The sequence below is a fragment of the Marinospirillum celere genome (genome assembly GCF_900112235.1).
GTDB classification, from domain to species: domain Bacteria; phylum Pseudomonadota; class Gammaproteobacteria; order Pseudomonadales; family Halomonadaceae; genus Marinospirillum; species Marinospirillum celere.
In genome coordinates, this window is the sequence record NZ_FOLH01000004.1 from 323,526 (window position 1) to 349,576 (window position 26,051).

Sequence of the window (26,051 nt, forward strand, 5' to 3'; positions counted from 1 at the left end):
CCAGAGCCAGAGCCAGAGCCAGAGCCAGAGCCAGAGCCAGAGCCAGAGCCAGAGCCAGAGCCAGAGCCAGAGCCAGAGCCAGAGCCAGAGCCAGAATTGGACGCTGTGGATACTTTGCCAACGGCCCCCGAGGCCACTCAACAAAGACGCGGCAGCCTGATTGCCCGTAGCCGGGAAATGGCACGCTTGGAAGCAGAGTTGGCTGCTCAACAGGAAACCAGTCGCTCTCGCCCCCGAGTCAGGCGTATCAGCAGCAATAGCCAAATGACTAGCGAAGAAGCCTTGTATCTTCAGCAATGGGAAGAGCGAGTTGAGCGAATCGGTAACCTCAACTACCCGGAAGAAGCGAGAAGGCAGGGACTCACCGGCAGTCTGCGTTTGCTGGTGTCGATTAATGCCGATGGCAGTATTCGAGAGGCACAGTTGTTGACCGCTTCCGGTCACCAGCTGCTGGATGAAGCGGCCCTGAATATCCTCAGGTTGGCTGCACCCTTCCCGCCCCTGCCGGAAAGCCTGCGTGAGGAATCGGAAGTGCTGGAAATTGTTCGTACTTGGCGCTTTGGAAGTAACTGGCGGGCGAATTAAACTTTTATTCCGCGTATAATTTCGCCATCATCAGGATCCAGACATCAATGAGAGAGTGCTGTGACCAGTTTGCGAGATCATTTTTTGTTAGCCATGCCCCAGCTTAATGACCCCCACTTTAGTGGTTCCCTGACCTATCTCTGTGAGCAGGGCAGCCAGGGTGCTCTGGGTCTGATCGTCAACAAGCCGATGCAGCTTAATTTTTCTGAGCTTCTGGAGCAGATGCAGCTACCCATCGATCACTGCAAACACGGCCAACAACCTATTTACCGCGGCGGCCCCGTGCATACCGACAGAGGCTTTGTGATCCATACTGGCAAACCGGAATGGAAGGCTTCCCTGCAAGTCAGTGAGCAGCTGACGATGACGACCTCGGTGGATATTCTCGAAGCCCTGGCGGAGGGAGAAGGCCCAGACCAGTTTTTGATTGCTCTGGGCTGTGCGGCCTGGGAGGAAGGTCAACTGGAAAAGGAGTTGAAGGAAAACAGCTGGCTGACTTGTGCAGCCTGGAAGCAGGCTCTTTTTGATCTGCCAGCAGAACAGCGTCTGGATGCAGCCGCTGCCAGCCTGGGCATTCAACTGGAGCTGATCAGTGGGCAAGTTGGCCATGCCTGAGCCAAAACCGCGCATTCTTCTCGCCTTTGATTTTGGTAGCAAGCGACATGGAGTGGCCTTGGGTAATGAATTGACCGGCACAGCGAATCCCTTGGATGTTATTCCCGCCAGAGATGGCATCCCTTCCTGGGAGCTGCTTGATCGGTTGGTTGCAGAATGGCAGCCGGATGCTTTTCTGGTGGGTTTGCCGGTGGAGCTGGATGGCTCACCAACCCCCTTAAGCTTAAGAGCTACCAAGTTCGCCCGGCGATTATTTGGACGCTACGGCAAGGCCTGTTACGGCATGGATGAAAGGGGCACCACCAAAGCAGCTAAACGCCTGGTTGCCCAAGCTGGGCACAAGGGTAACTATCGCGAAGACCCTGTGGATAGTTTTGCGGCTGCTTTTATTCTCCAGGCCTGGCTTGATTTGCAGCAGTCACCCGAAGAGGCAGGCGAGGCTGCACGCTACCTGCAACCCTTGGCAGGACCACAGATTTAGATACACAGAAGACTGGTTAGGAGCCAAATGATGAGTCTGACACCCGAGTTGCTACAACCCAGTGTTCTTTTGGATCGCCTGGCGACGGCGCTAAAATCCAGAATGGCTGAGCAGGGAATTGAAGAGCCCTTGCTGGTGGGTATTTATACCGGCGGCTATTGGGTTGCTGAAGCTCTGCGTAAACGGATGCAGGTTAACTGGCCCCTGGGTGGGCTGGATACTTCCTTTTACCGCGATGATTTCTCGGAAAAAGGACTGAACCCAGGTGTTAAGTCTTCAAATTTGCCGCTGGCAACCAAGGACCGTCATCTGATTCTGGTGGATGATGTTCTCATGTCCGGACGCACCATTCGAGCCGCTATGAATGAACTGTTTGATTATGGTCGTCCAGCCTCCATTACTCTGGTGACTCTACTTGACCTGCAAAGACGCGAGCTGCCTATCCAGCCGGATTTGTGTGGGCAGGCTATCGATCTGGCTACAGGCCAGCGTATCAAGTTATCGGGTCCAGACCCCTTGGAATTCAATCTGATCAATCTGAAAGAGGAAGGTCAGGCATGAGCTATCCTGCCAATCCACGCGATATCCAATTGACAGCTGAGGGTCAGCTCAAACATTTTTTGAGTATCAGTGGTCTGCCCAAAAGCCTGCTAACCGAAATTTTGGATACTGCAGAATCCTTTGCCAATATGGGTGAGCAGTCGGTTAAAAAAGTGCCTCTGCTACGCGGCAAGACCCTGGTAAACCTTTTCTTTGAAAATTCGACCCGCACCCGGGCCACTTTTGAACTGGCAGCCAAGCGCTTGTCGGCTGATGTACTGAATCTGGATATCAAGACCTCCTCAACGGCCAAGGGCGAAACCCTGATGGACACCCTGCAAAATATGGAAGCCATGCATGCCGATCTTTTTGTGGTCCGCCATGCCGATTCAGGTGCCGCCCATTTTATTGCCAGTCAGGTCACACCTCAGGTGGCGATTATTAATGCCGGTGATGGTCGCCATGCCCATCCTACGCAAGCCATGCTGGATATGTTCACCATACGTCGGCATAAGGGTGATTTTGCCGGACTCAAGGTGGCTATTGTTGGCGATATTCTGCATTCACGAGTGGCACGCTCACAAATTCGAGCCCTGACCACCCTGGGCGTTGAAGAAGTGCGCCTGGTGGCTCCAAACACGCTTCTGCCCGCTGGGGTTGAGGATCTGGGTGTTCAACTCTATACCCGAATGGAAGAGGGCATCAGGGATGTGGATGTGGTGATCATGCTGCGGCTACAAAAGGAACGCATGAGTGGTGCCCTCTTGCCTTCGGAATCCGAGTATTACCGTTTGTATGGTTTAACTAATGACAAACTGGCTTATGCCCATCCTGATGCCATCGTGATGCATCCAGGGCCGATTAACCGAGGGGTAGAAATAGAATCGGCTGTTGCCGATGGGCCCCGTTCGGTGATTTTGCAGCAGGTGGGTTATGGTATTGCGATTCGCATGGCCGTGATGAGCATGGCTGTCAGTGGACAAATGCAGGAAAGGTCACAGATTTCATGAAGCTTTCTATTCTTGGCGGTCGCGTTCTTGATCCAGCCCAAAACCTGGATCAAATACTGGATGTGCATCTGGATCAAGGCAGTATTCTTGCCCTGGGTGAAGCCCCGGCAGGTTTCCAGGCGGAGCAAACCCTGGATGCCAAGGGTTTGCTGGTAACCCCAGGTTTTATTGATCTTTCCTGCCATCTGCGTGAACCTGGACCCAGCTACAAGGGCAATATCCTCAGTGAAACCCGCGCAGCCCTGGCGGGTGGTTTTACCAGCGTTTGCGCGCGCCCGGATACCCAACCGCCGGTAGACACACCAGCAGTGGTCCGTGTGGTTCGGGAAAGAGCCGAAGCTGTGGCTCAGGCAAGGGTTCTTCCGCTAGGTGCGCTTACTCAGGGTCTGGAAGGTCAATTGCTGAGCAATATGGCTGGCCTGCAAGCTGCTGGCTGTGTGGCTTTAACCAATCTGCGTTTACCGATTCAGGATACGCTGGTTCTCAGGCGCTGCATGGAGTATGCCTCGACCCATGATCTCTTGTTAATCTTCTATCCCGAGGATTTCAGTCTGGCCGCGGGTGGCTGTGCCCATGAAGGGGCCATGGCCTCCCAGCTGGGCCTGCAAGGCATTCCTGAAACAGCAGAAACCCTGGCCCTGGCACAACAGCTGTTGTTAATCGAGCAAACAGGCATTCGGGCACATTTCAGCCAGCTGTCCACAGCGCGCTCTGTGGAATTGATTGCTGCAGCCCGTAAGCGTGGCTTGCCCGTTACTGCTGATGTAGCGATTAGTCATCTGATTTATACGGACCGCGAGCTGGAAGACTTTGATAGTAACTTTCACTTGCAGCCACCTTTGCGTAGTGAAAAAGATCGTCTGGCTCTATTGCAGGGCTTGGTGGATGGACATTTGAGCGCTGTGACCAGTGGTCACTTACCCCACGAAAGAGCGGCAAAAATGGCGCCTTTTTCAGCTTCTGAGCCAGGCATTAGCAGTCTTGAAAGCCTCTTGCCCTGGATGCTGCAGCTGGTTAATGCAGGCTATTTAAGTGAACAGCAATTTGTTGCCAGCCTGACCTCAGGGCCTGCCGGGATTCTGAGCCAGAAGCTGGGTAGCCTGGAACCCGGCCAGCCAGCTGACCTGACCTTGTTCGATCCCCAGCAATCCTGGACTCTGAATGCTTCCAGCTGCTACTCAGCGGGTTACAATACGCCTAGCTGGGGCCAGACCCTTCAAGGGCGAGTCTTGGCAACCCTGGTTGCTGGTGAAGTGCGTTACCGCCTGGATCTATAACAACCAAGAGGAATTGATCATGGCTGCCATCAAGCCTGCTTTTGTACCTGAACTGAAAGAACACACCTGGGAAGCTCCCCTGGGAAAAATTGTTTGTGTGGGGCGCAACTATGCGGAGCATGCGGCAGAATTAAATAACCCGGTTCCTAAAGAACCTTTGTTGTTTATCAAGCCAGCAACGGCAGCAGTGACTATGCAGGGCAACTTACAACTTCCCGCGGGTCGGGGTGGTGTGCACTATGAAACTGAAATAGCTTTGCTGATAGGTCAGCCACTCAAGCAGGCAAGCCCTGAAGAGGCCATGCAAGCCGTGGCCGGAGTCGGTTTGGCTCTGGATCTGACCCTGCGTGATCTGCAGTCCAAGTTAAAAGAAAAAGGCCACCCTTGGGAGGTCGCCAAAGCTTGGGATGCTTCCTGTCCATTAAGTCCTTTTATCGCTGCTTCCCAGGTTGCGGACTGGCAGAACCTGGAGCTGAGCCTGAGTATCAATGGCGAAGAAAAACAAAGGGGTGTGAGTCACCAGATGCTGACTCCTATTCCTCAACTGCTTGCCTATATCAGTCAGCATTTTACCCTGATGCCAGGTGATATAGTGATTACCGGTACGCCAGCAGGTGTGGGTCAATTGCATTCGGGCGATCATTTGCAGCTGGCTTTAAAGGACTTCTTGACCCTAGAAACCCAGGTTGCTTAATTAAGGATCACTATGAGCAAAGTTGACGACTGATAAACTTTTGTGTAATTTTGTTATTTCCATTTGAAAATTGTGGCGTTCTTCCAGGCAAGCGCTTAGGCTGATAGCTATAACTCCTCACTGGAGGTGTGGCTTATGTATGAGAGCAGTTTGGTTAAAGAGCTGAGCCGTTATCACACTCTGCCTGATAAGCTACGCTTTTTGGGTGAACGCATTCGTCAAGAAAATCCCAAGGTAGAGCGCTTTTCGGTTGCGCTTTATCAACCCGGTTCCGATAAGGTCAGAACCTTCTTCACAACCAGCCCTGTGCAGGAAGCCATTACTCAATATGAGTTTCCTTTATCGCAGGCTTGGTCTTTACGTCAGCTTGCACTTGAACGCCATCCCCGGGTGATCAATGACCTGACCCAACTCTTGCCCTCGGAACAGGATAGCCGTCAGGTTAACCCCCACACAGAGAAATTGGTTAAGCAAGGCTGGCGGGCTAGTTTTACTTCGCCTTTGCTTTGTGCCGATGAGCTTTTGGGTTTTGTGTTTTTTAATTCCCGCAGCGTCTTTACGTTTCGAGGCCCGTTATTACAGCAGCTCGAGCTTTACAGCCAGCTGATTGCCCAACTGGTTTATCAGGATCATGCGGCCATACGAACCCTAACCGCTGCGGTGCGTTCCACATTATCCCTTTGCGCAGGCCGTGATCCGGAAACCGGCGGCCACTTGGAGCGGATGGCACAATATGCGCAATTGATTGCCAGTAAACTGGAACCCAAGTGGACCTTTAGTGATCGCCAAATCCAACACCTGCTGCTTTTTGCACCCTTGCATGATTTGGGTAAGGTTGCCATTCCTGACACTATTTTGCTTAAAAAAGGGAAGTTAACTCAGGATGAGTTTCGCAAGATGCAGGAGCATACCCTCAAGGGCATTGAGTTATTGGAAGCGGTTATCAGCCATCATGGCCTGGAAAACCTTCCCGATGTGCAGATGCTGAAGAACATTATTCTCTATCATCATGAAAAAATGGATGGTTCCGGCTATCCCTATGGTGTGAGTGGAGAAGCGATACCGATAGAAGCAAGAATCATCGCGGCTGCCGATGTTTTTGATGCCCTGACCAGTGAGAGACCCTACAAGAAACCCTGGAAGCTGGATGTTGCCTATGCAGAAATGCAGCGTATTGCTGGCAAACATTTGGATATTGATTGTGTTGAAGCCTTGTTAAATCATCCAAGCCAGGTTGCGGCCATCCTGGATCAACATGCCTCGGATGTGGTTGAAGCCTGACGCCCTTTCCAAACCTACTCCAAATAGGTGTAGCCGGTTAAGCCTTCCTCAAAGAGTTTCAGAAATAAGGCTTTTTCTTCACTATTTAGTGGGCTGGCTGCAAGCTGATCTTTTAAGGCTTGCATCAGGTTTTCGCTGTCAAAATTGACATAGCCCAGCACCCGGTCAACAGTATCTCCCTTGATGATGTTTTCCAGGCGGGGTAAACCGGCATCATCCAGAACCACATCAACAGAGTCGGTATCACCAAACAGGTTATGCAGATCACCAAGAATTTCCTGGTAGGCACCGGTTAGAAAAAAGCCCAGCAGTTTTTCTTCATCATCAGACCACTCGGGAAGCGGCAGGGTGGTTTCCAGCCCTTGGCCATCAACATACTGATCAATACGTCCATCTGAATCACAGGTAATGTCCTGAATGATGCCACGCCGCCGAATAGGGCGATCAAGACCACTCAAGGGCAAGACAGGGAAAACCTGCTTGATTCCCCAGACGTCGGGTAGCGATTGAAACAGCGAGAAATTGACGAAAAGCTTATCGGCCAGTTTTTCATGCAGTTCATCCTGAATTTCACGGTGCACCCGGTTACCCAGGCTCAAGCGTCGCTGAATTCTGGCCAGGGTGCAGGTGTAAAGGCGTTCTGCATGGGCGCGGGCACTCAGGTCCAGTAGGCCATGGACATACATATCTTGAGCTTCGGATAAGGCTTGGACAATATCATGCCAGCATTCAACCAAAGAGCGTTCATCGACTTCATCATCAGCTTGTGAATAGATGCGCCAAAGCTCATGAAGAATCAGGGGAGCTTCTTCTTCGGGTTCATCAGGTGGCGTCAGGTCCGGCTGCTCATGGTCAATCACATTGGTGATGAGTACCGCATGGTGGGCTGTGAGTGCCCGCCCCGATTCACTGATCAGGTGTGGGTGAGGCAGCTCGTTGGCTTCACAAACCTGATGAAGAGCATGGACAACATTGTTGGCATACTCTTCCATGGAATAGTTCATCGAGCAGCTACTGCGCGAACGGGTTCCTTCATAGTCGATGCCCAGGCCACCCCCTACATCGACCACTTTAATGGGTGCGTCCAGGGCCAGTAACTCCTGGTAAAAACGGCCACATTCTTTCAAACCGCGTTGAATATCGCGGATATTGGCGATCTGTGAACCCAGATGAAAATGCAGCAGTTGTAGCGAACTCAAAGCATCCGCTGCGCGCAGTTGTTCAACCATGGCCAGTATTTGGCTTGCCGCCAGCCCAAATTTGGACTTTTCACCACCACTGTCCTGCCAGTGCCCCTTGCCTACTGATGACAGCCGGGCACGAACCCCCAGGCGCGGTTGAACGCCCAGCTCCTTTGCCTCTTTGAGTACCAAAGCGACTTCAGACGGCTTTTCAACAACGATATAAACCCGGTGGCCGAGACGCTCACCCAAAAGGGCCAGGCGAATATACTCAGGGTCCTTATAGCCATTGCAGACCAGGGTTGAAGGGGTTTTTGATGAAAGCGCTAGAACGGCCAAGAGCTCAGGTTTGCTGCCTGCTTCCAGTCCCACGCGGGCATCAACCCGGGCCTGGCTTTCCAGTAGCTCCTCAACAACACGTCTTTGTTGGTTAACCTTGATCGGGTAAACCGCTGTATAGCCACCTTTATAGTCGTGGTTTTCCATAGCTTGATCAAAAGCAGCACAGAGCCGGTTTACTCGGTCTTGGAGGATATCAGGAAAGCGAACCAAGACAGGAAGGGTCATGCCATGTGCACGCAGATCATCAACCAGCCTAACCAAGTCCAACTGGTCTTCACGTTGTGAAGAAGGTTGAACACTAACCCGGCCCTGATGGTTGGCAGAAAAATAGCCACTGCCCCAGTGTTTGATATTGTAAACCCGGTTGGCATCTTCGACCTGGTATGCTGGCATTTTTATCTCCCTGTTGGCTGTTGTTTAAACGGCGTCTTTGCCGGTTTCACCGGTACGAATACGAATAACCTGATCCAGGGGCGAAACAAAGATCTTGCCATCACCGATCTTGCCGGTATTGGCAACCTTAACGATGGCATCAATGACGCCTTCGAGTTGATCATCATCGACAGCAATTTCCAATTTGACCTTGGGAAGAAAATCAACAACGTACTCTGCACCCCGATAGAGTTCGGTATGGCCTTTTTGGCGACCAAAACCTTTGACCTCAGTAACAGTAATGCCTTGAACGCCCATGTCAGAAAGGGCTTCACGGACATCATCCAATTTGAAGGGCTTGATAATTGCAGTGACCAGTTTCATTTTTTGACTCCTCGCTTGGTAGTTAAGACCAAGGATAAAGGTTTAACAAAAAAAAGGGCACCCCAAAGGGTGCCCAAACTTCCATGCTCACCTGTTACGGTCAATCAAAGACCAATTACTTGCCTTTGGTGAATTCTGGGTAGGCTTCCAAGCCACACTCAGCGATATCCACACCAGCATACTCTTCTTCTTCGGTAACGCGGATACCCATGATGGCTTTAAGGATCAGCCAAACAACCAAGCTGGTGATGAAGACCCAAGCGAAGATAGCAACACCGCCCAGGATCTGTGCACCAAAGCTCGCGTCAGCGTTGGTCAGAGGTACAGCCAGCAGGCCCCAGATACCAACAACACCGTGAACAGAGATGGCACCAACAGGGTCATCCAGGCGCAGTTTGTCCAGGAAGACGATGGAGGCAACAACAATCACACCACCAACAGCACCAATCAAAGTGGCAGCCTGTCCGCTGGGAGCCAGAGGCTCAGCAGTGATGGCAACCAGACCAGCCAGAGCACCGTTCAGAGCCATGGTCAGATCGGCCTTTTTGAACCAAAGCTTGGAGAAAATCAGGGCAGCAATAACACCACCAGCAGCAGCGGCATTGGTGTTAACGAAAACCTGAGCAACGTTGTTGGCTGATTCGATATCAGACATTTTCAGCTCAGAACCACCGTTGAAGCCGAACCAACCCATCCACAGGATAAAAGTACCCAGAGTGGCGAGAGGCATGTTGGCACCTGGGATGGCGTGAACTTCACCGTTAGGTCCGTACTTGCCTTTACGAGCACCCAGGACGAGTACACCAGCAAGGGCAGCAGAAGCACCGGCCATGTGAACGATACCGGAACCGGCAAAGTCGGAGAAACCAGCCGCATCCAACCAACCTTCACCCCAAGTCCAGTAACCGGAAACAGGATAGATGAAGCCAGTCAGAACTACAGCGAAGGCCAGAAAAGCCCAAAGCTTCATACGTTCAGCAACGGCACCTGAAACGATCGACATAGCAGTCGCTACGAACACAACCTGGAAGAAGTAATCGGAGCGCATGGAGTAGTAAGGAGCATCCTCACCACCGGCCAAAACAGCATCCAGAGTGTTTTCTTGACCAATCAGGAAGCCAAGGCTGGGCAGAATGCCGCCGCCTGGGCTGGAGTACATGATGTAGTAGCCTACGAACAGGTACATGGTGCAAGCAATCGCAAAGAGAGCGATGTTTTTGGTCAGAATTTCTGCGGTATTCTTGGAACGAACCATACCTGCTTCAAGCATCGAGAAGCCGGCAGCCATCCACATGACCAGTACACCACAGATCAGAAAATAAAAAGTGTCGATTGCGTAAGTAATATGCAGTATGTCTTCCATCGTTATGTCCTCAGTTGATCCACCGCTTAAACGGCATCATTGCCACGTTCGCCAGTACGGATGCGGATGGCTTCATCCACAGGTGAGACGAAAATCTTACCGTCACCAATTTTTCCGGTATTGGCTGCATTGATGATGGCTTCAACGACGCCCTCTACACGGCCATCATCGATGGCAACTTCAATTTTCACCTTGGGCAGAAAATCAACAACGTACTCAGCGCCGCGATAGAGCTCGGTGTGACCTTTTTGACGACCAAAGCCTTTGACTTCAGTGACAGTTATCCCTTGAATGCCTATCTCTGATAAGGCTTCCCGTACATCATCCAATTTGAAGGGTTTGATAATGGCTGTTACCAGTTTCATGCCTGTATCCTCTCAGCCGGTTCTTCGATGACGCAGCCAAAGCCACGCCGTTAATTCGTCAACTGGCCTACAGCAGTGGTTGTGCCACCTTTTATTAAATTCTTTAATAACAGGTAGTTAGATTGTTATCGGATGCTGGCTAAGGAAAATCCTGGCGACTGAGAGGTTAAAAAAGCACCATAATGAAGCCGGGGGCTGCGCTTTTGTGGTGCAAAGGCGCTTTAGCTTTTTCCAAAAGTGAGCTGTGCTAAGCTAGCAAGAGGAGGAAACCATAATGATCAATTCAGATATCTTGCAACGACTGACCCAAGAAATATCCGGCCGTCTCAATGCAGCAGGGCAAACAACGCCAGGTTCAACCGCTTTAAAAAGTCTGGTTCAAGAAGCAGTCAGCAAGCTGGACCTGGTCACACGCGAAGACTACGAGCGCCTCTTACAGATCCACCAGCGTACCCGACAGCGCGTGGATGAACTGGCAAAAAGGGTCGAGGAGTTGGAAAACAAGGCTGCTTCTGATAAAAATTAGGGAGATTTGATAGACAAGGAGGTTGCAATGAGTCTGGCGCTAATCAAAAGCCGAGCCCTCTTGGGGTTGGCTGCACCGGAAGTCAGAGTTGAAGTTCACTTAGCGAATGGTTTGCCTGCGTTTAATCTGGTAGGACTGCCAGAAACAGCCGTCAAAGAAAGTCGGGACAGGGTACGCAGTGCTCTACTGACTGCAGGTTTCGAATTTCCCAGCCGACGTATTACCGTTAACTTATCACCCGCTGATCTACCCAAAGAGGGTGGGCGTTATGATTTGCCCATTGCTCTGGGCATTCTGGTGGCTTCTGGTCAGGTGCCGGCAACCCAGGTAGACAACTTTGAGTTTGTGGGTGAGCTGGCGCTGAATGGTGAACTGAGAGCGGTTAAAGGGATTTTACCCACGGCTTTAGCCGTTGCACAAAAAAAGGGCAAGCTGCTTTTGCCCGCGGATAATGCAGCTGAAGCTGCGCTGGTTAGTCAGCTGGAAGTTAGGGCCGCCAGCCACCTGTTGGATGTTTCCGGCTATTTATTGGGGCAGGTGCCGCTACCCTTAGCTGAGGCTGGATCCCTTGCACCGGAAGTGCACACAGGCCCTGACCTTGCCGATATTAAAGGCCAGGCCGCTGCGAAACGTGCGCTGGAAATTGCTGCTGCTGGTGGCCATAACCTGCTTTTCAAGGGGCCGCCCGGGTCAGGAAAAACCTTACTGGCCAGTTGCTTGCCGGGTCTCCTGCCTGCTTTGGATGAAGAAGAGGCCCTGCAGGTTGCGGCTATAGATTCGATTACCCGTGGTTTTGATCCGGGGCGTTGGCGGCAGCGTCCTTTTCGAAGTCCGCACCATTCCAGTTCAGCCGTGGCCTTGGTTGGTGGTGGCAGCAACCCCAGGCCGGGTGAAATCAGTTTGGCCCATCAGGGGGTTCTGTTTTTGGATGAGCTGCCTGAGTTTGCCCGACAGGTTTTGGAAGTCTTGCGTGAGCCTCTGGAGTCCGGAGAAATCCACTTGGCTAGAGCGGCCAGGCGGGCGACCTATCCAGCTCGTTTCCAGCTGGTAGCTGCAATGAATCCTTGTCCTTGTGGGCATTTAGGGAACTCAGAGCAAAGCTGTAGCTGTAGTCCTGGCCAGATTCAACGCTACCAGGGGCGCTTGTCCGGCCCTTTACTGGACCGTATTGACCTCCACTTGGAGGTGCCCGTTTTGCCTCCTGAAGAGCTTTGGAAACCTTCTCAGGGTGAAAGCAGTCAGCAGGTACGCGCCAGAGTGGTGCAGGCAAGGCAACGACAAAAACAACGCGCGGGCAAATTGAATGCCCACCTGAGTGCTGCTGAACTGGAAGCCGGGGTTCCCCTGGATAGCGAGCTGCAACAGCTGCTGAGTCAGGCCATGACGAAAATGAAGCTTTCAGCCCGTGCGGCTCATCGCGTGCTCAAGGTTGCTTTGACTCTGGCTGACTTGGAAGAGCACAAGCTTTCACGCCATCATTTATTGGAAGCTATGGGTTATCGACAATTTCTTTGATCTGTCCCCTAGTCTGAATTTTAGCCCTCAGGCACAATCGGTTAATAACCTTGTAAAATAACTGGATGCTGCCCCTTGCTGAAACAGCTGAAATTACTAACCCAAACCCTGAGAGGTTTTGTATTTTCCGCCATCATGCTGGTGACCCTGGTTGTCTTCCTGGGCGTTACCCTGGCTGCTTCTCTACTTTATGAAAACATCCTGACCCGCCAAGCCGAACAGACCTCGCAAACCCTGGCTGAACAGACGTTCAATGCCATGTTTCAAGTGATGCGCCAGGGCTGGACACGTGAACAGCTGGAAGCTTTTTTGGATGCAACCCAAGCTGCTTTTGCTGATAGTCCTTATGAAGTTGAAATCTACCGAGGTCTCCGTGTTGAAGAGCTTTATGGCAGTGTTCAGCAGCCACCCAAGGATGAAGCCCTGGAAGAAGTCTTTAGAGGCGAGGGTGAACAGGTTATAAGAGATACCAACCTGGTACGTCGAATTTACCCGATGCAGGCGCGTCAGGAATGCTTGAGCTGCCATGTTAACGCTGAAGCCGGCGATGTTCTTGGGGTGATTGATATCCGCCAGGATTTGCAGTCAATCAGTAACGAAATGAGGCGCAACTATATCGCCCTTTTTGTCGCTTGCGGCTTCCTCGTGTTTCTCTTGGCCATTATCATTACCGGTTATGTAGCCAGACGAATAGAGGCTTCAACTGAAGCGTTCAAAGGGCAATTGGTCAAGGTTGAAAGCGTCAAGGATTTCAAACAGCTGGATATCAGTGGCAGCGAATTCCAATTTGCAGAACTTAATGAAGCCTTCAGCAGTGTTAATTATCTGGTTGAGCAGTTGAAGGATGTTGCCGTTGACAAGGATATTTTGGAATTTGAAATTCGCCTGTTGGAAAAATTCATTATCACTTCGGATATCGTTCGGGATTGGCGGGAGTTTATTAAGGACCTGCTGATCGATATCAACACCATTCTGGAAGCTCATTCACTGGTAACCGTTTTCCAGGTTGAGGATGAAGGCTACGAGCTGGAGATTTTCTGGCGGCACCAGGTCAGCGAAGAAACCCGATCTTTGTTTGAGCAGGTTGTACGTCAACAGCTGGAACAGAACTCCCACTTCCATCGGGAAGCACCTATCCTGGGTATTATTCATCATATTGCTGACCCCAGTGTTGAAGAGGTCGCCAGTCAAAAAAGCCTGACCCTTCAGGATATCGATCTACAAACCAAGTCCTTGTTGCTGGAAACACCCAAAATTGGTGGAGTTGTTGGTATAGGGGTGCAGTCGGATATTGCCCGTGATCCCATACGTCATATGGTGATTGGTAGCATTCTGACTACCCTCTTGAATCTGGTTGGATCGGTTAAAGCCATCTACAAGTACACCAAGGACTTAGAATATTATGCCACCCGCGATCCTTTAACCGGTCTTTATAACCAGCGCCTGTTCAGAGAGCTGCTGGGCTATGAAATTGGCCGTTCCCAACGTCATGACACGACCTTTGCACTCTTGATGCTGGATTTGGATAACTTCAAGAACGTCAATGACCGCTATGGCCACAGCTTTGGTGATCAATTCTTGCAAGCTTTTGCCCGAACCCTTGAAGAATCGGTGCGTCCGGGTGATATTCTGGCCCGTTATGGGGGCGATGAATTTGTGTTGGTTCTGCCTGAGTCGGGCGAAGAGCAGGGCTACAACGTGGCCCGCCGCATTACCCGTAACCTGGAAAAGCTGGTCTTGGTGACGCCGGATGGCAACCGGGTTAGAGCAACCAGTTCCGTGGGCATTGCCATTTACCCCCATCACAGCCAGAACCCCACAGACCTTTTTGTGATGGCCGATAATATGATGTACAAGGCCAAACGCAGTGGCAAAAATGCCATTGCTGTTCCGGATGACAATGAGGTCGCAGAGGTTTTCCGGGAAGTGGGTGAGAAAAATGAAATGATCCTCAATGCTTTGGAAGAAAGGCGGATTGAACCCTTTTTCCAACCCATAGTTGATCTTAAAACCGGAGAAATCGCCATTCATGAACTGCTGATGCGCATTCGTGAAGGTGACAAGGTGATCAGTGCTTATGAGTTCATCGAGGTGGCGGAAAATATAGGTGTTGTTCACCGGATGGACTATCAGTTGATTGAAAAGGCCTTTGAACAGATAGAAGCCCAAAAGTACCAAGGCCAGATTTTTATCAACCTTTCCCCGCGTTCGTTAATTATTGGTGAGTTTATCGGGCGGGTTCATGGCTTGGCACGTGCGCATCAAATTGATGCCGAAAGAGTGGTTTTTGAACTGACCGAGCGGGAAACCGTCAGCAATATGTCACTGCTGGAAAAGTTTGTTCTGGATCTGAAGCTGGAAGGGTTTAACTTTGCAATCGATGACTTTGGTTCTGGCTTTTCTTCCTACCATTACATCAAGCACTTCCCCATTGATGTGATCAAAATTGAGGGCGAATTCATTCGCAATATGCTGCAGGATGACAAGTATATGGCTTTTGTGAAAAGTATCGTGACCCTTGCCCAAAATCTGGGTATGAAGACGATTGCTGAATTTGTCGAAGATGAAGCCGTTTTGCAGGCTGTTAAGGACTTGGGGATTGATTATGCTCAAGGCTATTATGTGGGCCGCCCCCGTCAGGAACTGATCAGTAGCGACCCTAGAATGCAGCAGTTATTGAGCTGAATTATTTCAAGTTCTTCAGAATATTCAGTGAAGGGGCGGCTTGGTTCAGGGTATAAAAATGAATACCTGGCGCACCACCATCCAAGAGCTGTTGACAAAGACGGCTGACAACCTCTTCACCAAATTTCTGAATGGATTCAGAATCATCACCATAGGCCTCCAACTGCTTGCGAATATAGCGTGGAATTTCGGCACCACAGGCATCAGAAAAGCGGGCCAGTTTGGTGTAATTCATGATTGGCATGATGCCGGGAATGATGGGTAGCTCAATACCTGCCGCCCGGACACGCTCAACAAAATAAAAGTAAGCATCAGCATTAAAGAAGTATTGGGTAATCGCACTATCCGCTCCTGCTTTGCATTTACGAATAAAATTTTGCAGATCGGCTTCAAAACTCGGTGCCTGGGGATGCGCTTCCGGATAGGCGGCTACTTCAATAATAAAGTCCTGGGCAAATTCTTCACGAATGAATTCAACCAATTCATTGGCATAACGCAGCTCACCACCCATACCCATACCGGACGGCAAATCACCGCGTAGAGCAACCAGGCGCTTGATACCCTTTTCACGATAACGCTGCAGCCGCTCGCGCAATTCCTGACGTGTTGCCCCTATACAGGAAAGGTGGGGCGCTGCTTCTATTCCGGTTTGCTGGTGTAAATCGAGTACCGTTTGCAGAGTGCCATCTTGAGTGGAGCCACCCGCACCATAGGTTACCGAGAAAAATTCAGGCTGGCTGGCTGCCAGTTGTTCACCCACACGCAAAAGTTTCTCCTGACCCGCAGAAGTTTTGGGCGGAAAAAACTCATAACTAATAGGAACACTAAGGTGTGACATGGGTAAAAAATCCACTGCTAGATGAAAGCAGATCAGCTTACCCTGTTATCTGGATGAATAAAATGCTTTAAAATTGAAAGTTATTGCCCTTGCGGATGAATAGAATTCATCCGCTTTGCTTGCGACCCAAGACAGTTGCCAGCCAGATACCCACAAAAATAAAAGCGACGCCCAGCCAATGAAAGGCTTCAAGACGCTCGCCCAAAAACACACTGGCCAAAAGCAGGCCCCAAACAGGAATCAGGTGAATAAAATAGCCCGCCCGATTAGGGGTGAGAATTTCTACCCCCTTGTTCCAAAAAAGAAAGGCTGCAATGGAAGCAAAAACTGCAACATAGCCAATACTTAACAGGCTGGTGGTGTTAAAGGCCAGGCTTTGTTCCAGGACCAGCAGTTCGTATAAATAGAAGGGTGTAAGAAACAGCCAGCCAAGAATAACTGTTAAGCCAAAAAAGGCCATGCCCGGTAGTCCAGTGGGCCTTTTGCGGAGCAAGGCGGAATAGAGTGCCCAACAAATCACTGCACTCAATACCCAAAGGTTCCCATTTCCCGTTGCCAAGTGGTTCAAGACTTCCAGTGGACTGCCTTTGCTGACCAGAGCAATAATTCCCATCAGCGAAACCAGCATGCCAGCAATTTGTAACTGGTTGATTTTTTCACCAAAAAGCACCCAGGAAAATGCCAGAATAAAAACCGGGCAGGCAGATAGCAGCAGGATGGCATTGCTAGCAGGAAGGCTCTGCAGCCCCAAATAGACCAGAGTATTAAAACCTGTGACGCCCAGCAGGGACATCAGGGACAAAAGCTTCCAGTGGCTGATAAAAATCTGTCTGGCTTGCCAAAGTGGCCGGACAATAAACGGCAGGATAAACAGCAATGCTACCAGCCACCGCCACCAAGCGAGGGCTAGCGGGGGAATTTCAGCATGAACCGCGCGACCAACTACAAAGTTGCCACCCCAGAATAGCGTGGTCAGAATCAGCAGCAGGTAAGCCAGCCACTCCAAGCGCAAGGGTCGTGTGTGTAAATTCATCTAGCTGCTTATCCTTAGTATTCGGTAAGTGTACTGCTCAAGATTATCATGTATTCTTGCTTCGCTAGGAAGTTTCCTGAAAACCTCCTAATCCCAATTCAGACTCATAAAAACAAAAGAGGACTTACCAGTGCCGTTGTTAGCGCTGATCGTTCGGATCATCAGCAGGTTCAACATCATCATTGGCCATATGTTTTCCTGGTTTTCACTGGGTATCGTACTGGTTTGCTTTACGGTGGTTGTACTGCGCTATGCTTTTTCAACTGGGGCCATCTGGTTGCAAGACTTGTACGTCTGGCTGAATGCCATGATGTTTATGGGAATTGCTGGCTTTGCCCTGTTCAATAACTCTCACGTTCGTGTGGATATCTTCTATCGCCCTGCATCACGCCGGCATAAAGCCTGGGTGGATATGTTTGGTGGTCTCTTTTTCGTTGGGCCCTTTGCCTGGGTGCTGACCTATTGGAGTCTGCCTTATGTTCAGCGGTCTTGGCGCTTTTTGGAGGGCTCTGCCAATTTTGGAGGTATGCCGGGCCTTTATATTATCAAGAGCTTTATCTTGGTATTTGCGTTTGTGGTCGCACTACAAGCCTTAGCCATGTTCTTGAGAGGTATTCTGGTACTAGCCAATAAAGAAGAACTCCTGCCAGAAGAATATCGCTACCAGGAGGATAAGTAAGTATGGACTATCAACTGATTGGCGAGATTCTCTCGGTGATGATGTTCTTCTCTATCATCGGTGTATTGATGCTGGGTTATCCGGTCGCTTTTTCATTGGCCGGGGTTTCCCTGTTTTTTGCCGGTGTTGGCTACCTGTTTGGTGCTTTTGACCCTTCTAACCTGACCAGCTTGGCACCTCGTTATGTTGGCGTGATGCTCAATGAGGTTTTGGTTGCTGTTCCCTTGTTTATCTTTATGGGGATGATGCTGGAACGATCTGGGATAGCCGAGAAGCTTTTGATCACTATGGGTCGCTTGTTTGGCACTCTGCGTGGTGGTTTAGGTCTTTCGGTGATTGTTGTAGGTGCCCTTCTGGCAGCTTCGACGGGTATCGTTGGTGCTACAGTAGTTACCATGGGTCTCTTGTCGCTACCGGCGATGATGCGTGCCGGTTATGACCCGCGCTTGGCAAGTGGTGTTATCTGTGCTTCGGGTACTTTGGGGCAAATAATACCTCCTTCGACAGTGCTCATTTTCATGGGTGACATGCTGTCTGGGATTAATGCTCGGGTACAAATGGAAATGGGTAACTTTGCACCTACACCTGTTTCGGTCGGCGACCTTTTTGCTGGTGCCTTCTTGCCTGGCATGATGCTGGTTGGGATCTACATGCTGTGGATGATTTTTAAGGCCATCAAGGAGCCTGAGTCCTGTCCTGCGCTGGTAGTAACTGATGAAGAAAGGCGTAACCTGGGCAAGGATATTTTGACCAGTTTGGTGCCGCCACTAATGCTGATCTTTGCTGTCCTTGGGTCCATCCTGACAGGTATAGCAACACCCACGGAATCAGCATCAGTTGGTGCCGTTGGTGCTATGCTCCTGGCAGCTTTGCGTAAAAAGCTAACTTTGACTAATTTGCGTCAGGTGATGCTGGCAACAGCCAATACCACAACCATGATCTTTATTATTCTCTTGGGTGCCTCGGTATTTTCGTTGGTATTCCGAATGATGGGTGGTGAGGATCTGGTCAATGACTTCCTGAATAGCTTGCCGGGCGGAAAGTTGGGTGCGATCATATTTGTGATGCTGCTGATGTTCTTCCTAGGCTTTATTCTGGATACCTTTGAGATCATCTTTATTGTTCTCCCCATTACCGCTCCGGTTTTGTTGATGATGGGTGTTGATCCCATTTGGCTAGGGGTTATGGTTGCTGTGAATTTGCAGACCAGCTTCCTGACACCACCCTTTGGTTTCTCGCTCTTCTATTTACGAGGGGTGGCGCCGAGCAGTGTCTCAACGCGAATGATTTACGAAGGTGTATTGCCTTTCGTGTTCTTGCAGTTGTTTGCAATAGGGATGCTTATTGCCTTCCCAGAAATTGTAACTTGGTTGCCTAATGTGCTTTACGGTCGCTAATAAACACGCTGCCATTAAAAAGCCCCGCTTAAGCGGGGCTTTTTTTGTGCAATAGTTAAGCAGGCTGCTTAGCTGTATTTGATGTACTTTTCGCGGGCCAAGCCAAACTTCTGGTCAACCAGCTCAGTACGTGTACGCAGCAGATTAAAGCTTTTAACAAAGCTTTCTGCTGTTTCACGAGTCAGCGCATCCCGGTGCTCGCGGAGTTCATTGACAATATCCATGGAAGCCTTGGCACCTGCCTCAAGCAGGTCTTCAGGGAAGGTACGCAGGTTAACGCCATGATCTTCAACCAGAGTACGCAGAGCTATGGGGTCATTGGCGTAGAAGTCAGAAGCCACTTGGTCATATTCAGCCTGACAGGCAATTTCAACAACTTTCTGCAGGTGTTCAGGTAGCGCTGAGAATTTAGACTTGTTCACAACCAGTTCGGTTGCCAGACCTGGCTCAATAAAGCTGGGCAGGTAGTATTCTTTACAAATCTGATGGAACCCCAAAGCCAGGTCATTATAGGGGCCTACAAACTCTGCAGCATCCAGGGCGCCAGACTGTAAAGCTTGGTAGATTTCACCAGCAGCCATGTTGGTCACGTTGGCACCCATACGGCTCCAGACTTGACCACCTAAGCCGGGAGTACGGAAATTGATGCCCTGAATGTCATCCAGGCTTTTGATTTCTTGGCGAAACCAGCCGCCAGCCTGAGTGCCTGTATCACCAGACAGGAAGCCTTTAACACCAAACTGATCATAAACCTTGTCCCAAATTTCCTGGCCCCCCATGAAGCGAATCCATGCGGAAAGCTCACGGGAAGTCATACCGTAGGGAACACCAGTAAAAAATGAAGTTGCTGGGCTTTTGTTTTGCCAGTAGTAGGCAGCACCATGACTCATTTCTGCAGAGCCTTCAATAACCGCGTCAAAGGATTGCAGAGGAGGCACCAGCTCACCTGCTGAATAAACACGAACAGTCAGCTCGCCACCGGACATGGCAGTAATTCGGTCAGCCAAGCGTTGGGCACCTACGCCCAGGCCGGGGAAGTTACGAGGCCAGGTGGTAACCATGCGCCAAGTGGTGCGACGGTTACGGGCAATGGCTGGAGCTGCAACACTGGCTGCAGCAGCACCTGCACCTATAGCCGCTGTTTTGATAAATTTGCGGCGTCCGCTGTTCATTTCGTTATTTTTCATGATTGGAAAGCTCCAATTGTCATTTTTCTTGTTAAAAGTAGCAGTCGTCTGTTTCGCATCCCTGACCAGGATGAATTAAAATGCTAATCCAAAACACCGACCTAATTGAATACTACACATAAAATTGTGTAGAGGAACAGAAAAAATTAGGATTTCAACTAATTGAGGAAGAGCCATGATTGACGACTTGCCCGGAGCAGAAGACCCCGAACTTCTACGCCAGAAGCTGGCTTTGGAAACTGCCAGCATAGGTTGGCGTGAGCTGGAGCCTCATTATGCCCGAGGCGTGGTTGTACAGGTGACGGAGAGCTTGGATCTGGTTGAAGTGGGTTTTGAGCTAATACAAGACAACAAATCACAGGTTCAGAAGTGGATGTCTTCGAGTGAACTGGGCCCCGTGAACCCTGAAGAAGCTGATCGCTGGCACCATAGTGAAGCTTCTGTGTGGGCACTGGTGGTTGCGCCTTGGGTTTTGGTGCAGAAAAAAAAGCCCCAATGAAAACAACCTTTGCAGCCGAGGACTACCAGCCCCCTCAAGAACCCTGGCTGGACATTTTGTATCAGGATGACTGGTTGGCTGCGATCAATAAACCATCGGGTCTTTTATCCACACCGGGTCGTGATCCGGGTTTGCAGGACTCGGTGGCAACACGAATCAAATCCCTATCCCCCTATGCAGAGCTGGTTCACCGCTTGGATATGGATACTTCGGGTGTGCTTTTATTAGCACTGCGTAAACAAACTGAAAGCGCCCTCAAGACCCAGTTTCAGGAGCGTAAAACCAGCAAAGTTTATTTGGCCCGAGTTTGGGGGCAGCCACCGGAAGCGGAAGGTGAGATTGATTTGCCGTTAATTTGTGACTGGCCAAGACGACCCTTGCAAAAGGTCTGTTTTGAAAAGGGCAAGCCTTCCAAAACACGCTACCGCTTACTGGAAAAAGACAAAGAGACGAGCTTGCTGGAGCTGCATCCGATTACTGGGCGTTCCCACCAGCTGAGAGTCCATTTAATGAGCCTGGGTTGCCCGATTCTGGGTGATCGTTTTTATGCTCAGGGTAGAGCTTTGGCAGCCAGTAATCGGCTGTTGTTGCATGCACTGCAGCTAACCTTTACACACCCTGAATCGGCTAAGCAAATGACCATGATGGCCCCTTGTGATTTTGCCTAAGCGAAAAAAACCGGAAGCCTTGGCCTCCGGTTTTTTTGGAACTGCTTGATGGATCCATTATTTCTTCATGGCTTTAGCTTTTCTGGCACGCCAAATACCCTTTTCAATTTCCACCAATACCAGCACCAGAGCGCCATAGGCAAGCATCATAATCCAGTGAGTCAACTCCAGAGGAGCACTTTGGAACAGCAGGTTCATCACTGGTGTATAGATGAAGGCCAGTTGCGCCAGAAGCATTGCCCCTATGCCCGCCCAGATCCAGGGGTTGGAGAAGGCGGGTGTCTGGAACAGGCTCACGGTTAGAGAACGGCAGTTGAAGAGGAATACACTCTGAACAACAACAAACAGAGTTACCGCCAGGGTTCTGGCCACCTCTTCACTTTCACCTTGAGCCAGAGCCCATTGGAAGAGGCCGAAAGCACCGATCAGCAGTAGAGTACTGACCGAGACGATGCGTCCCAGCATTTCAGCATTGAGAATGGGTGAGTCAGGCTCGCGGGGCATACGTTTCATAATGCCCGGCTCTTTAGGTTCAAAGGCCAGCATTAGACCCAGCAAGACGGCTGTGGTCATGTTCAGCCAGAGTGCCTGAACAGGTAATACCGGCAAGGTGGCGCCCAGTAGTACAGCAAGCATGATCACCATGCCCTGACCTAGGTTGGTGGGCAGTATCCAGGTGATAAACTTCACCAGGTTGTCAAAGACGTTACGGCCCTCTTCAACAGCACCTTCAATCGTAGCGAAGTTATCATCGGTTAGCACCATATCGGCTGCTTCCTTGGAAACCTCGGTACCGGCAATACCCATGGCAACACCGATATCAGCCTTTTTCAGTGCTGGAGCATCGTTGACGCCATCACCGGTCATAGCAACCACATGCTTTTTGGCCTGGAGCGCGGTGACCAGTTTGAGCTTCTGTTCAGGAGCAACCCTTGCAAAAACAGCGACTTTTTCCACTTCTTTAAGAAGTTCGTGATCGCTCATTTCGGCAAGCTCACGCCCAGTCAGTACCCGGTGCTCATCTGCATCGGGGTCTGGGTTGGTGATGCCGATTTGCTGGGCAATAGCTCTTGCGGTTAAAGCATGGTCGCCGGTGATCATTTTGACGGCAATGCCTGCTTTCTGACAGGTTGCTACCGCACTGATGGCCTCTTTACGAGGTGGGTCGATCATGGCTTGCAGGCCGATAAAGGTTAGTTGCTCGGCTGCTTCCTGGCTCTGAAAGCGATCAAAGGTTTGCTCGTCTTTGGGAACCTTCTGCATGGCAATACACAGGACACGCAGGCCCATGGCAGCAAAGCGCTCAGCCGTGGCGGTAATCTTGTCGCGATCCAGTGCCAAGCTATTGCCTTGCGCATCCAGAGCATCCTTACAGCGAATCAGGGTGCGTTCCAGGGAACCCTTTAGGAAGATGACGTTATTTTGATCATCGAACTCATGCAGGGTGGCCATATACTGGCGATCTGATTCAAAGGGGATGATATCCATACGCGGATACTTATCCATCTGTTCGCTTTGTTGCAAGCCAGCTTTTACAGCCGAAGCAATCAAGGCGCCTTCGGTGGGGTCACCCTGTACCTGCCAAAGCCCTCCATCCTGTTTAAGCTCGGAATCATTGCTGATAGTGCCCGCTAGCAGACACAGGCGCAGACCTTCTTCAAGGTCCTTAAGGGTTTCGCCATCGGTTGTTTTGATTTCACCGTCCGGCTGATAACCACTGCCATCCAGGTCAAATTCCTGATCACCGGCAAAGACTTTTTGCACCGTCATCTGGTTTTCAGTCAGGGTGCCGGTTTTGTCGGAGCAAATGATGGTTGTAGAGCCGAGGGTTTCTACAGCGGGTAGCTTACGGACGATGGCATTGCGAATTGCCATGCGCCTTACCCCGATAGCCAGGGTAATGGTGACCACCGCAGGCAAACCTTCAGGAATGGCGGCAACAGCCAGAGCCACTGCAGCCATAAAGGTTTCCACCCAGTGCTGACCATGAAAGAGGCCGACAATAAAGGTAATGACAGCAAGCGTCAGGATCACATAAAGCAGAATCTTGCTGAAAGCGTGAATCTTCTGGGTGAGCGGGGTATCCAGACTGACGGCTTGAGAAATCATATCGGCTATTTTGCCGGTTTCAGTGTCGTCACCGGTGCCACTGACCACGCCCATGCCGGAGCCATAGGTGACCAGAGTGCCAGCAAAAGCCATATTGACCCGGTCACCCAAGACGGTGTCTTTGTCCAAAGAAGCTCTTTCTTTTTGTACGGCAACCGACTCACCGGTTAGAGCGGATTCATCAATTTGTAGGTCGCGGTTTTTAAACAGGCGCATATCAGCAGGCACCTTGTCACCGGAAGCCAGCAGGACAATATCACCTGGCACCAGTTGGGTAGCCGGGACAGATATCTTCTTGCCCCCGCGTATGACGGTGGCACTGGCCGACATCATTTTTTTCAGGGAATTAATGGCGTCTTCGGCTTTGGCTTCCTGCATATAGCCGATAATGGCGTTAATCAGCACTACTGCAAAAATGACTGCCGAATCAATATATTCTTCCAAAAAGAAAGTGACTGCGGTGGCAACGAGAAGAATATAAATAAGAGGGTTGTGGAATTGCAGCAAAAAACGCTTGATGGGTGAAATAGGTTTTTGGGCAGTGATGCTGTTTTCACCAAACAGTCTCAGCCTTTCTTGAACTTCCTGGTCGCTTAAGCCTTCGTGATGATCACTCTTCAGGGTTTCAAAGACATCCTCTTCGGCGAGATGGTGCCAAAGATCTTTCGGTAAATCTTTCACGGCGCTCCTCCGTTCCAGCACTAGGTAAATCCTACCTGTATACAGGGGTTTAAGTTAGCACAGAACGATTACGGAAGCATTAAGCTGACAAATAATAAGGACAAAAATAAAGTGGCAAAGGACTACAGATGAAACTCTTTCCAGATGCCTGGAGTTTTGACCAGGCGCTCTTGGTATTTAAGCGGCGACCCCTACAAGAGCTGTGGCATATTCAGCAGAAGAATCAAAAAAACCATTCTTCCAGAAGTCTTGCCAACCAGGTTCTCAGCAGGGGTCGCATTGGCTAGTTAGTAGCGATAGGCATCCGTTTTAAAGGGGCCATGTTGGGGAACACCCAAATACTTGGCCTGATCTTCAGTCAGCTGGGTGACGACACCACCAAAGCCTTCCACCATATAGCGAGCCACCTCTTCATCCAGCTCTTTAGGCAGCACTTCCAGGGTAATTTTTTCTGCTTTTTGCTCGGCAGAAAGGTTGGCAAAGCCGCCTTTGAACAGGTGGATCTGTGCCAGCACCTGGTTGGCAAAGGAGCCATCCATAATCCGGCTGGGGTGGCCGGTGGCATTACCCAAATTCACCAGGCGGCCTTCGGACAAAAGAATCAGATAGTCATCACTGGCTTCATTAAACTGGCCGGGTTTGCCGTCACGGAAAACCTTGTGTACCTGAGGTTTGATTTCCTGCCAGGCCCAGTTCTCGCGGGTGTAGGCGGTATCGATTTCATTATCAAAATGGCCGATGTTGCAGACCACCGCACCCTTTTTCAGTGCCTTCATCATGGGCGCATCACAGACATTAACGTTACCGGTGGTGGTGACCAGCAGATCGATTTTGCCCAGCAGTATTTTATCAACGCCGTCATCCTTGCCGGTATTCTTGCCGTTGAGATAAGGTGAAACCACTTCATAGCCGTCCATGCAGGCTTGCATGGCACAGATGGGATCAACTTCAGTAACCTTGACGATCATGCCTTCCTGACGCAGCGAAGCGGCGGAACCCTTGCCGACATCACCATAGCCAATAACCAACGCCTGTTTACCGGACAGTAGGTGGTCGGTGGCGCGCTTGATGGCATCGTTCAGACTGTGGCGGCAGCCGTACTTGTTGTCATTCTTGGACTTGGTAACCGCATCATTGACGTTAATGGCAGGTACTTTCAGAGTTCCGGCTTCCAACATTTCCAGCAGGCGGTGAACACCCGTGGTGGTTTCTTCAGAAACACCGTGGATACCGTCCAACAGGTGTGGGTACTCATTATGCAGGATTTCAGTCAGGTCGCCGCCGTCATCCAGCACCATGTTGGGTACCCAGCCATCCTTGCCTTCAATGGTTTGCTTGATGCACCAGAGGTACTCTTCTTCAGTTTCGCCCTTCCAGGCAAAAACCGGAATGCCGGCAGCGGCGATGGCAGCGGCAGCATGGTCCTGAGTCGAGAAAATATTACAGGAGGACCAGCGAACTTCGGCACCCAGATCAATAAGGGTTTCGATCAGCACGCCCGTTTGAATGGTCATGTGGATACAACCGGCAATCCGTGCACCCTTTAGAGGTTGCTCAGCATGGTACTTCTGGCGAATCTTCATCAGGGCTGGCATTTCGCTTTCAGCAATATGCAGCTCTTTACGGCCCCAATCAGCCAGCTTGATATCAGCAACCTTGTAATCATTAAAGCTCATAAGACACTCCGTTTAACAGTTAAAGACTAACAATCCGCCTCAACAGGCAGAAAGTCGGGTCATTTCAA

Annotated in this window: 25 protein-coding genes; 16 read left to right on the forward strand and 9 right to left on the reverse strand. The window is 50.6% G+C overall.

What is annotated here, in order from left to right; genetic code table 11:
* The first annotated feature begins 105 nt into the window (after positions 1 to 105).
* The 8 genes from BM185_RS14680 (at position 106) to BM185_RS11180 (ending at position 6,483) form a co-directional block, all read left to right on the forward strand.
* The gene (locus BM185_RS14680; RefSeq protein ID WP_177203537.1) at positions 106 to 585 is read left to right on the forward strand and encodes an energy transducer TonB; all 480 of its coding nucleotides are present in this window, start codon (positions 106 to 108) and stop codon (positions 583 to 585) included.
* A 60-nt stretch (positions 586 to 645) separates the two neighbouring features.
* Positions 646 to 1,200, forward strand: coding sequence for a YqgE/AlgH family protein (locus BM185_RS11150; RefSeq protein ID WP_091963584.1), 555 nt, complete (start codon positions 646 to 648; stop codon positions 1,198 to 1,200).
* Complete coding sequence (gene ruvX, locus BM185_RS11155) at positions 1,193 to 1,681, forward strand: Holliday junction resolvase RuvX (RefSeq protein WP_091963901.1); 489 nt, start codon at positions 1,193 to 1,195, stop codon at positions 1,679 to 1,681. The genes BM185_RS11150 and ruvX overlap by 8 nt, the downstream gene beginning before the upstream one ends.
* A gap of 27 nt (positions 1,682 to 1,708) precedes the next feature.
* Complete coding sequence (gene pyrR, locus BM185_RS11160; RefSeq protein ID WP_342713698.1) at positions 1,709 to 2,242, forward strand: bifunctional pyr operon transcriptional regulator/uracil phosphoribosyltransferase PyrR; 534 nt, start codon at positions 1,709 to 1,711, stop codon at positions 2,240 to 2,242.
* Positions 2,239 to 3,231: an aspartate carbamoyltransferase catalytic subunit gene (locus BM185_RS11165; protein ID WP_091963590.1), complete on the forward strand. Its 993-nt coding sequence runs from the start codon at positions 2,239 to 2,241 to the stop codon at positions 3,229 to 3,231. Before pyrR ends, BM185_RS11165 begins: the two co-directional genes overlap by 4 nt.
* Positions 3,228 to 4,508 (forward strand): dihydroorotase, encoded by a 1,281-nt coding sequence (locus BM185_RS11170; protein WP_091963593.1) that lies wholly within the window; start codon positions 3,228 to 3,230, stop codon positions 4,506 to 4,508. Before BM185_RS11165 ends, BM185_RS11170 begins: the two co-directional genes overlap by 4 nt.
* A 19-nt stretch (positions 4,509 to 4,527) precedes the next feature.
* A complete protein-coding gene (locus BM185_RS11175; protein WP_091963596.1) occupies positions 4,528 to 5,202 on the forward strand; it encodes a fumarylacetoacetate hydrolase family protein in 675 nt (224 codons plus the stop codon).
* A 135-nt stretch (positions 5,203 to 5,337) separates the two neighbouring features.
* A complete protein-coding gene (locus BM185_RS11180; RefSeq protein WP_091963599.1) occupies positions 5,338 to 6,483 on the forward strand; it encodes an HD-GYP domain-containing protein in 1,146 nt (381 codons plus the stop codon).
* A 14-nt stretch (positions 6,484 to 6,497) separates the two neighbouring features.
* Here BM185_RS11180 and speA read toward each other — a convergent pair whose 3' ends face one another.
* The 4 genes from speA to glnK (BM185_RS11200) all read right to left on the reverse strand — a co-directional run bounded on the left by speA (position 6,498) and on the right by glnK (BM185_RS11200) (position 10,490).
* A complete protein-coding gene (gene speA / locus BM185_RS11185) occupies positions 6,498 to 8,399 on the reverse strand; it encodes a biosynthetic arginine decarboxylase (RefSeq protein ID WP_091963602.1) in 1,902 nt (633 codons plus the stop codon).
* Between the two features lie 24 nt (positions 8,400 to 8,423).
* The gene (glnK, locus tag BM185_RS11190; RefSeq protein ID WP_091963607.1) at positions 8,424 to 8,762 is read right to left on the reverse strand and encodes a P-II family nitrogen regulator; all 339 of its coding nucleotides are present in this window, start codon (positions 8,760 to 8,762) and stop codon (positions 8,424 to 8,426) included.
* A gap of 115 nt (positions 8,763 to 8,877) precedes the next feature.
* The gene (locus BM185_RS11195) at positions 8,878 to 10,125 is read right to left on the reverse strand and encodes an ammonium transporter (protein WP_091963610.1); all 1,248 of its coding nucleotides are present in this window, start codon (positions 10,123 to 10,125) and stop codon (positions 8,878 to 8,880) included.
* Between the two features lie 26 nt (positions 10,126 to 10,151).
* The gene (gene glnK / locus BM185_RS11200; RefSeq protein WP_091963613.1) at positions 10,152 to 10,490 is read right to left on the reverse strand and encodes a P-II family nitrogen regulator; all 339 of its coding nucleotides are present in this window, start codon (positions 10,488 to 10,490) and stop codon (positions 10,152 to 10,154) included.
* A 274-nt stretch (positions 10,491 to 10,764) separates the two neighbouring features.
* On the opposite strand from glnK (BM185_RS11200), the gene BM185_RS11205 reads away from it, so the two are divergent.
* From BM185_RS11205 to BM185_RS11215, 3 genes are all read left to right on the forward strand, one after another.
* On the forward strand, positions 10,765 to 11,016 hold the full coding sequence (locus BM185_RS11205; protein ID WP_091963617.1) for an accessory factor UbiK family protein: 252 nt from the start codon (positions 10,765 to 10,767) through the stop codon (positions 11,014 to 11,016).
* A 27-nt stretch (positions 11,017 to 11,043) separates the two neighbouring features.
* Entirely contained in the window at positions 11,044 to 12,531 is a 1,488-nt protein-coding gene (locus tag BM185_RS11210; protein ID WP_091963620.1) for a YifB family Mg chelatase-like AAA ATPase, read from the forward strand.
* A 75-nt stretch (positions 12,532 to 12,606) separates the two neighbouring features.
* Positions 12,607 to 15,216 (forward strand): putative bifunctional diguanylate cyclase/phosphodiesterase, encoded by a 2,610-nt coding sequence (locus BM185_RS11215; RefSeq protein WP_245751753.1) that lies wholly within the window; start codon positions 12,607 to 12,609, stop codon positions 15,214 to 15,216.
* Between the two features lies 1 nt (position 15,217).
* Here the strand turns inward: BM185_RS11215 and metF are convergent, their stop codons facing one another.
* Together metF and BM185_RS11225 are read right to left on the reverse strand one after the other, a co-directional pair.
* Positions 15,218 to 16,054 (reverse strand): methylenetetrahydrofolate reductase [NAD(P)H], encoded by an 837-nt coding sequence (metF, locus tag BM185_RS11220; protein ID WP_091963623.1) that lies wholly within the window; start codon positions 16,052 to 16,054, stop codon positions 15,218 to 15,220.
* A 106-nt stretch (positions 16,055 to 16,160) separates the two neighbouring features.
* Positions 16,161 to 17,087, reverse strand: coding sequence for a DMT family transporter (locus BM185_RS11225; RefSeq protein ID WP_091963625.1), 927 nt, complete (start codon positions 17,085 to 17,087; stop codon positions 16,161 to 16,163).
* Between the two features lie 130 nt (positions 17,088 to 17,217).
* Here BM185_RS11225 and BM185_RS11230 point away from each other — a divergent pair, with 130 nt between their 5' ends.
* Together BM185_RS11230 and BM185_RS11235 are read left to right on the forward strand one after the other, a co-directional pair.
* Positions 17,218 to 17,766, forward strand: a complete 549-nt coding sequence (locus BM185_RS11230; protein ID WP_091963628.1) for a TRAP transporter small permease subunit — start codon at positions 17,218 to 17,220, stop codon at positions 17,764 to 17,766.
* A 17-nt stretch (positions 17,767 to 17,783) separates the two neighbouring features.
* Positions 17,784 to 19,163 (forward strand): TRAP transporter large permease, encoded by a 1,380-nt coding sequence (locus BM185_RS11235; RefSeq protein WP_425434207.1) that lies wholly within the window; start codon positions 17,784 to 17,786, stop codon positions 19,161 to 19,163.
* Between the two features lie 68 nt (positions 19,164 to 19,231).
* Here BM185_RS11235 and BM185_RS11240 read toward each other — a convergent pair whose 3' ends face one another.
* The gene (locus BM185_RS11240) at positions 19,232 to 20,350 is read right to left on the reverse strand and encodes a TRAP transporter substrate-binding protein (RefSeq protein WP_218149431.1); all 1,119 of its coding nucleotides are present in this window, start codon (positions 20,348 to 20,350) and stop codon (positions 19,232 to 19,234) included.
* Between the two features lie 175 nt (positions 20,351 to 20,525).
* Here BM185_RS11240 and BM185_RS11245 point away from each other — a divergent pair, with 175 nt between their 5' ends.
* Together BM185_RS11245 and rluA are read left to right on the forward strand one after the other, a co-directional pair.
* Positions 20,526 to 20,849, forward strand: a complete 324-nt coding sequence (locus BM185_RS11245; protein WP_091963635.1) for a DUF2288 domain-containing protein — start codon at positions 20,526 to 20,528, stop codon at positions 20,847 to 20,849.
* Positions 20,846 to 21,517, forward strand: a complete 672-nt coding sequence (gene rluA / locus BM185_RS11250) for a bifunctional tRNA pseudouridine(32) synthase/23S rRNA pseudouridine(746) synthase RluA (RefSeq protein ID WP_091963909.1) — start codon at positions 20,846 to 20,848, stop codon at positions 21,515 to 21,517. The genes BM185_RS11245 and rluA overlap by 4 nt, the downstream gene beginning before the upstream one ends.
* Before the next feature lie 57 nt (positions 21,518 to 21,574).
* Here rluA and BM185_RS14970 read toward each other — a convergent pair whose 3' ends face one another.
* Complete coding sequence (locus tag BM185_RS14970) at positions 21,575 to 24,307, reverse strand: cation-transporting P-type ATPase (protein WP_091963638.1); 2,733 nt, start codon at positions 24,305 to 24,307, stop codon at positions 21,575 to 21,577.
* Positions 24,308 to 24,435: 128 nt separating this feature from the next.
* Here BM185_RS14970 and BM185_RS14685 point away from each other — a divergent pair, with 128 nt between their 5' ends.
* Positions 24,436 to 24,594, forward strand: coding sequence for a hypothetical protein (locus BM185_RS14685; RefSeq protein ID WP_177203538.1), 159 nt, complete (start codon positions 24,436 to 24,438; stop codon positions 24,592 to 24,594).
* Here the strand turns inward: BM185_RS14685 and ahcY are convergent, their stop codons facing one another.
* A complete protein-coding gene (gene ahcY, locus BM185_RS11260; protein WP_091963641.1) occupies positions 24,595 to 25,983 on the reverse strand; it encodes an adenosylhomocysteinase in 1,389 nt (462 codons plus the stop codon).
* Positions 25,984 to 26,051: the final 68 nt, after the last annotated feature.

Bases quoted from the DNA above. Each gene is read 5' to 3' on its own strand.
- BM185_RS11210 (WP_091963620.1), top strand. From the start codon at position 11,044: ATGAGTCTGGCGCTAATCAAAAGCCGAGCCCTCTTGGGGTTGGCTGCA.
- BM185_RS11165 (WP_091963590.1), top strand. From the start codon at position 2,239: ATGAGCTATCCTGCCAATCCACGCGATATCCAATTGACAGCTGAGGGT.
- rluA (WP_091963909.1), top strand. From the start codon at position 20,846: ATGAAAACAACCTTTGCAGCCGAGGACTACCAGCCCCCTCAAGAACCC.
- pyrR (WP_342713698.1), top strand. From the start codon at position 1,709: ATGATGAGTCTGACACCCGAGTTGCTACAACCCAGTGTTCTTTTGGAT.
- BM185_RS11180 (WP_091963599.1), top strand. From the start codon at position 5,338: ATGTATGAGAGCAGTTTGGTTAAAGAGCTGAGCCGTTATCACACTCTG.
- speA (WP_091963602.1), bottom strand. From the start codon at position 8,399: ATGCCAGCATACCAGGTCGAAGATGCCAACCGGGTTTACAATATCAAA.
- ahcY (WP_091963641.1), bottom strand. From the start codon at position 25,983: ATGAGCTTTAATGATTACAAGGTTGCTGATATCAAGCTGGCTGATTGG.
- BM185_RS11195 (WP_091963610.1), bottom strand. From the start codon at position 10,125: ATGGAAGACATACTGCATATTACTTACGCAATCGACACTTTTTATTTT.
- BM185_RS11240 (WP_218149431.1), bottom strand. From the start codon at position 20,350: ATGAAAAATAACGAAATGAACAGCGGACGCCGCAAATTTATCAAAACA.
- BM185_RS11170 (WP_091963593.1), top strand. From the start codon at position 3,228: ATGAAGCTTTCTATTCTTGGCGGTCGCGTTCTTGATCCAGCCCAAAAC.
- BM185_RS11245 (WP_091963635.1), top strand. From the start codon at position 20,526: ATGATTGACGACTTGCCCGGAGCAGAAGACCCCGAACTTCTACGCCAG.
- BM185_RS11205 (WP_091963617.1), top strand. From the start codon at position 10,765: ATGATCAATTCAGATATCTTGCAACGACTGACCCAAGAAATATCCGGC.
- BM185_RS11225 (WP_091963625.1), bottom strand. From the start codon at position 17,087: ATGAATTTACACACACGACCCTTGCGCTTGGAGTGGCTGGCTTACCTG.
- ruvX (WP_091963901.1), top strand. From the start codon at position 1,193: ATGCCTGAGCCAAAACCGCGCATTCTTCTCGCCTTTGATTTTGGTAGC.
- glnK (WP_091963613.1), bottom strand. From the start codon at position 10,490: ATGAAACTGGTAACAGCCATTATCAAACCCTTCAAATTGGATGATGTA.
- BM185_RS14685 (WP_177203538.1), top strand. From the start codon at position 24,436: ATGAAACTCTTTCCAGATGCCTGGAGTTTTGACCAGGCGCTCTTGGTA.
- glnK (WP_091963607.1), bottom strand. From the start codon at position 8,762: ATGAAACTGGTCACTGCAATTATCAAGCCCTTCAAATTGGATGATGTC.
- BM185_RS11175 (WP_091963596.1), top strand. From the start codon at position 4,528: ATGGCTGCCATCAAGCCTGCTTTTGTACCTGAACTGAAAGAACACACC.
- metF (WP_091963623.1), bottom strand. From the start codon at position 16,054: ATGTCACACCTTAGTGTTCCTATTAGTTATGAGTTTTTTCCGCCCAAA.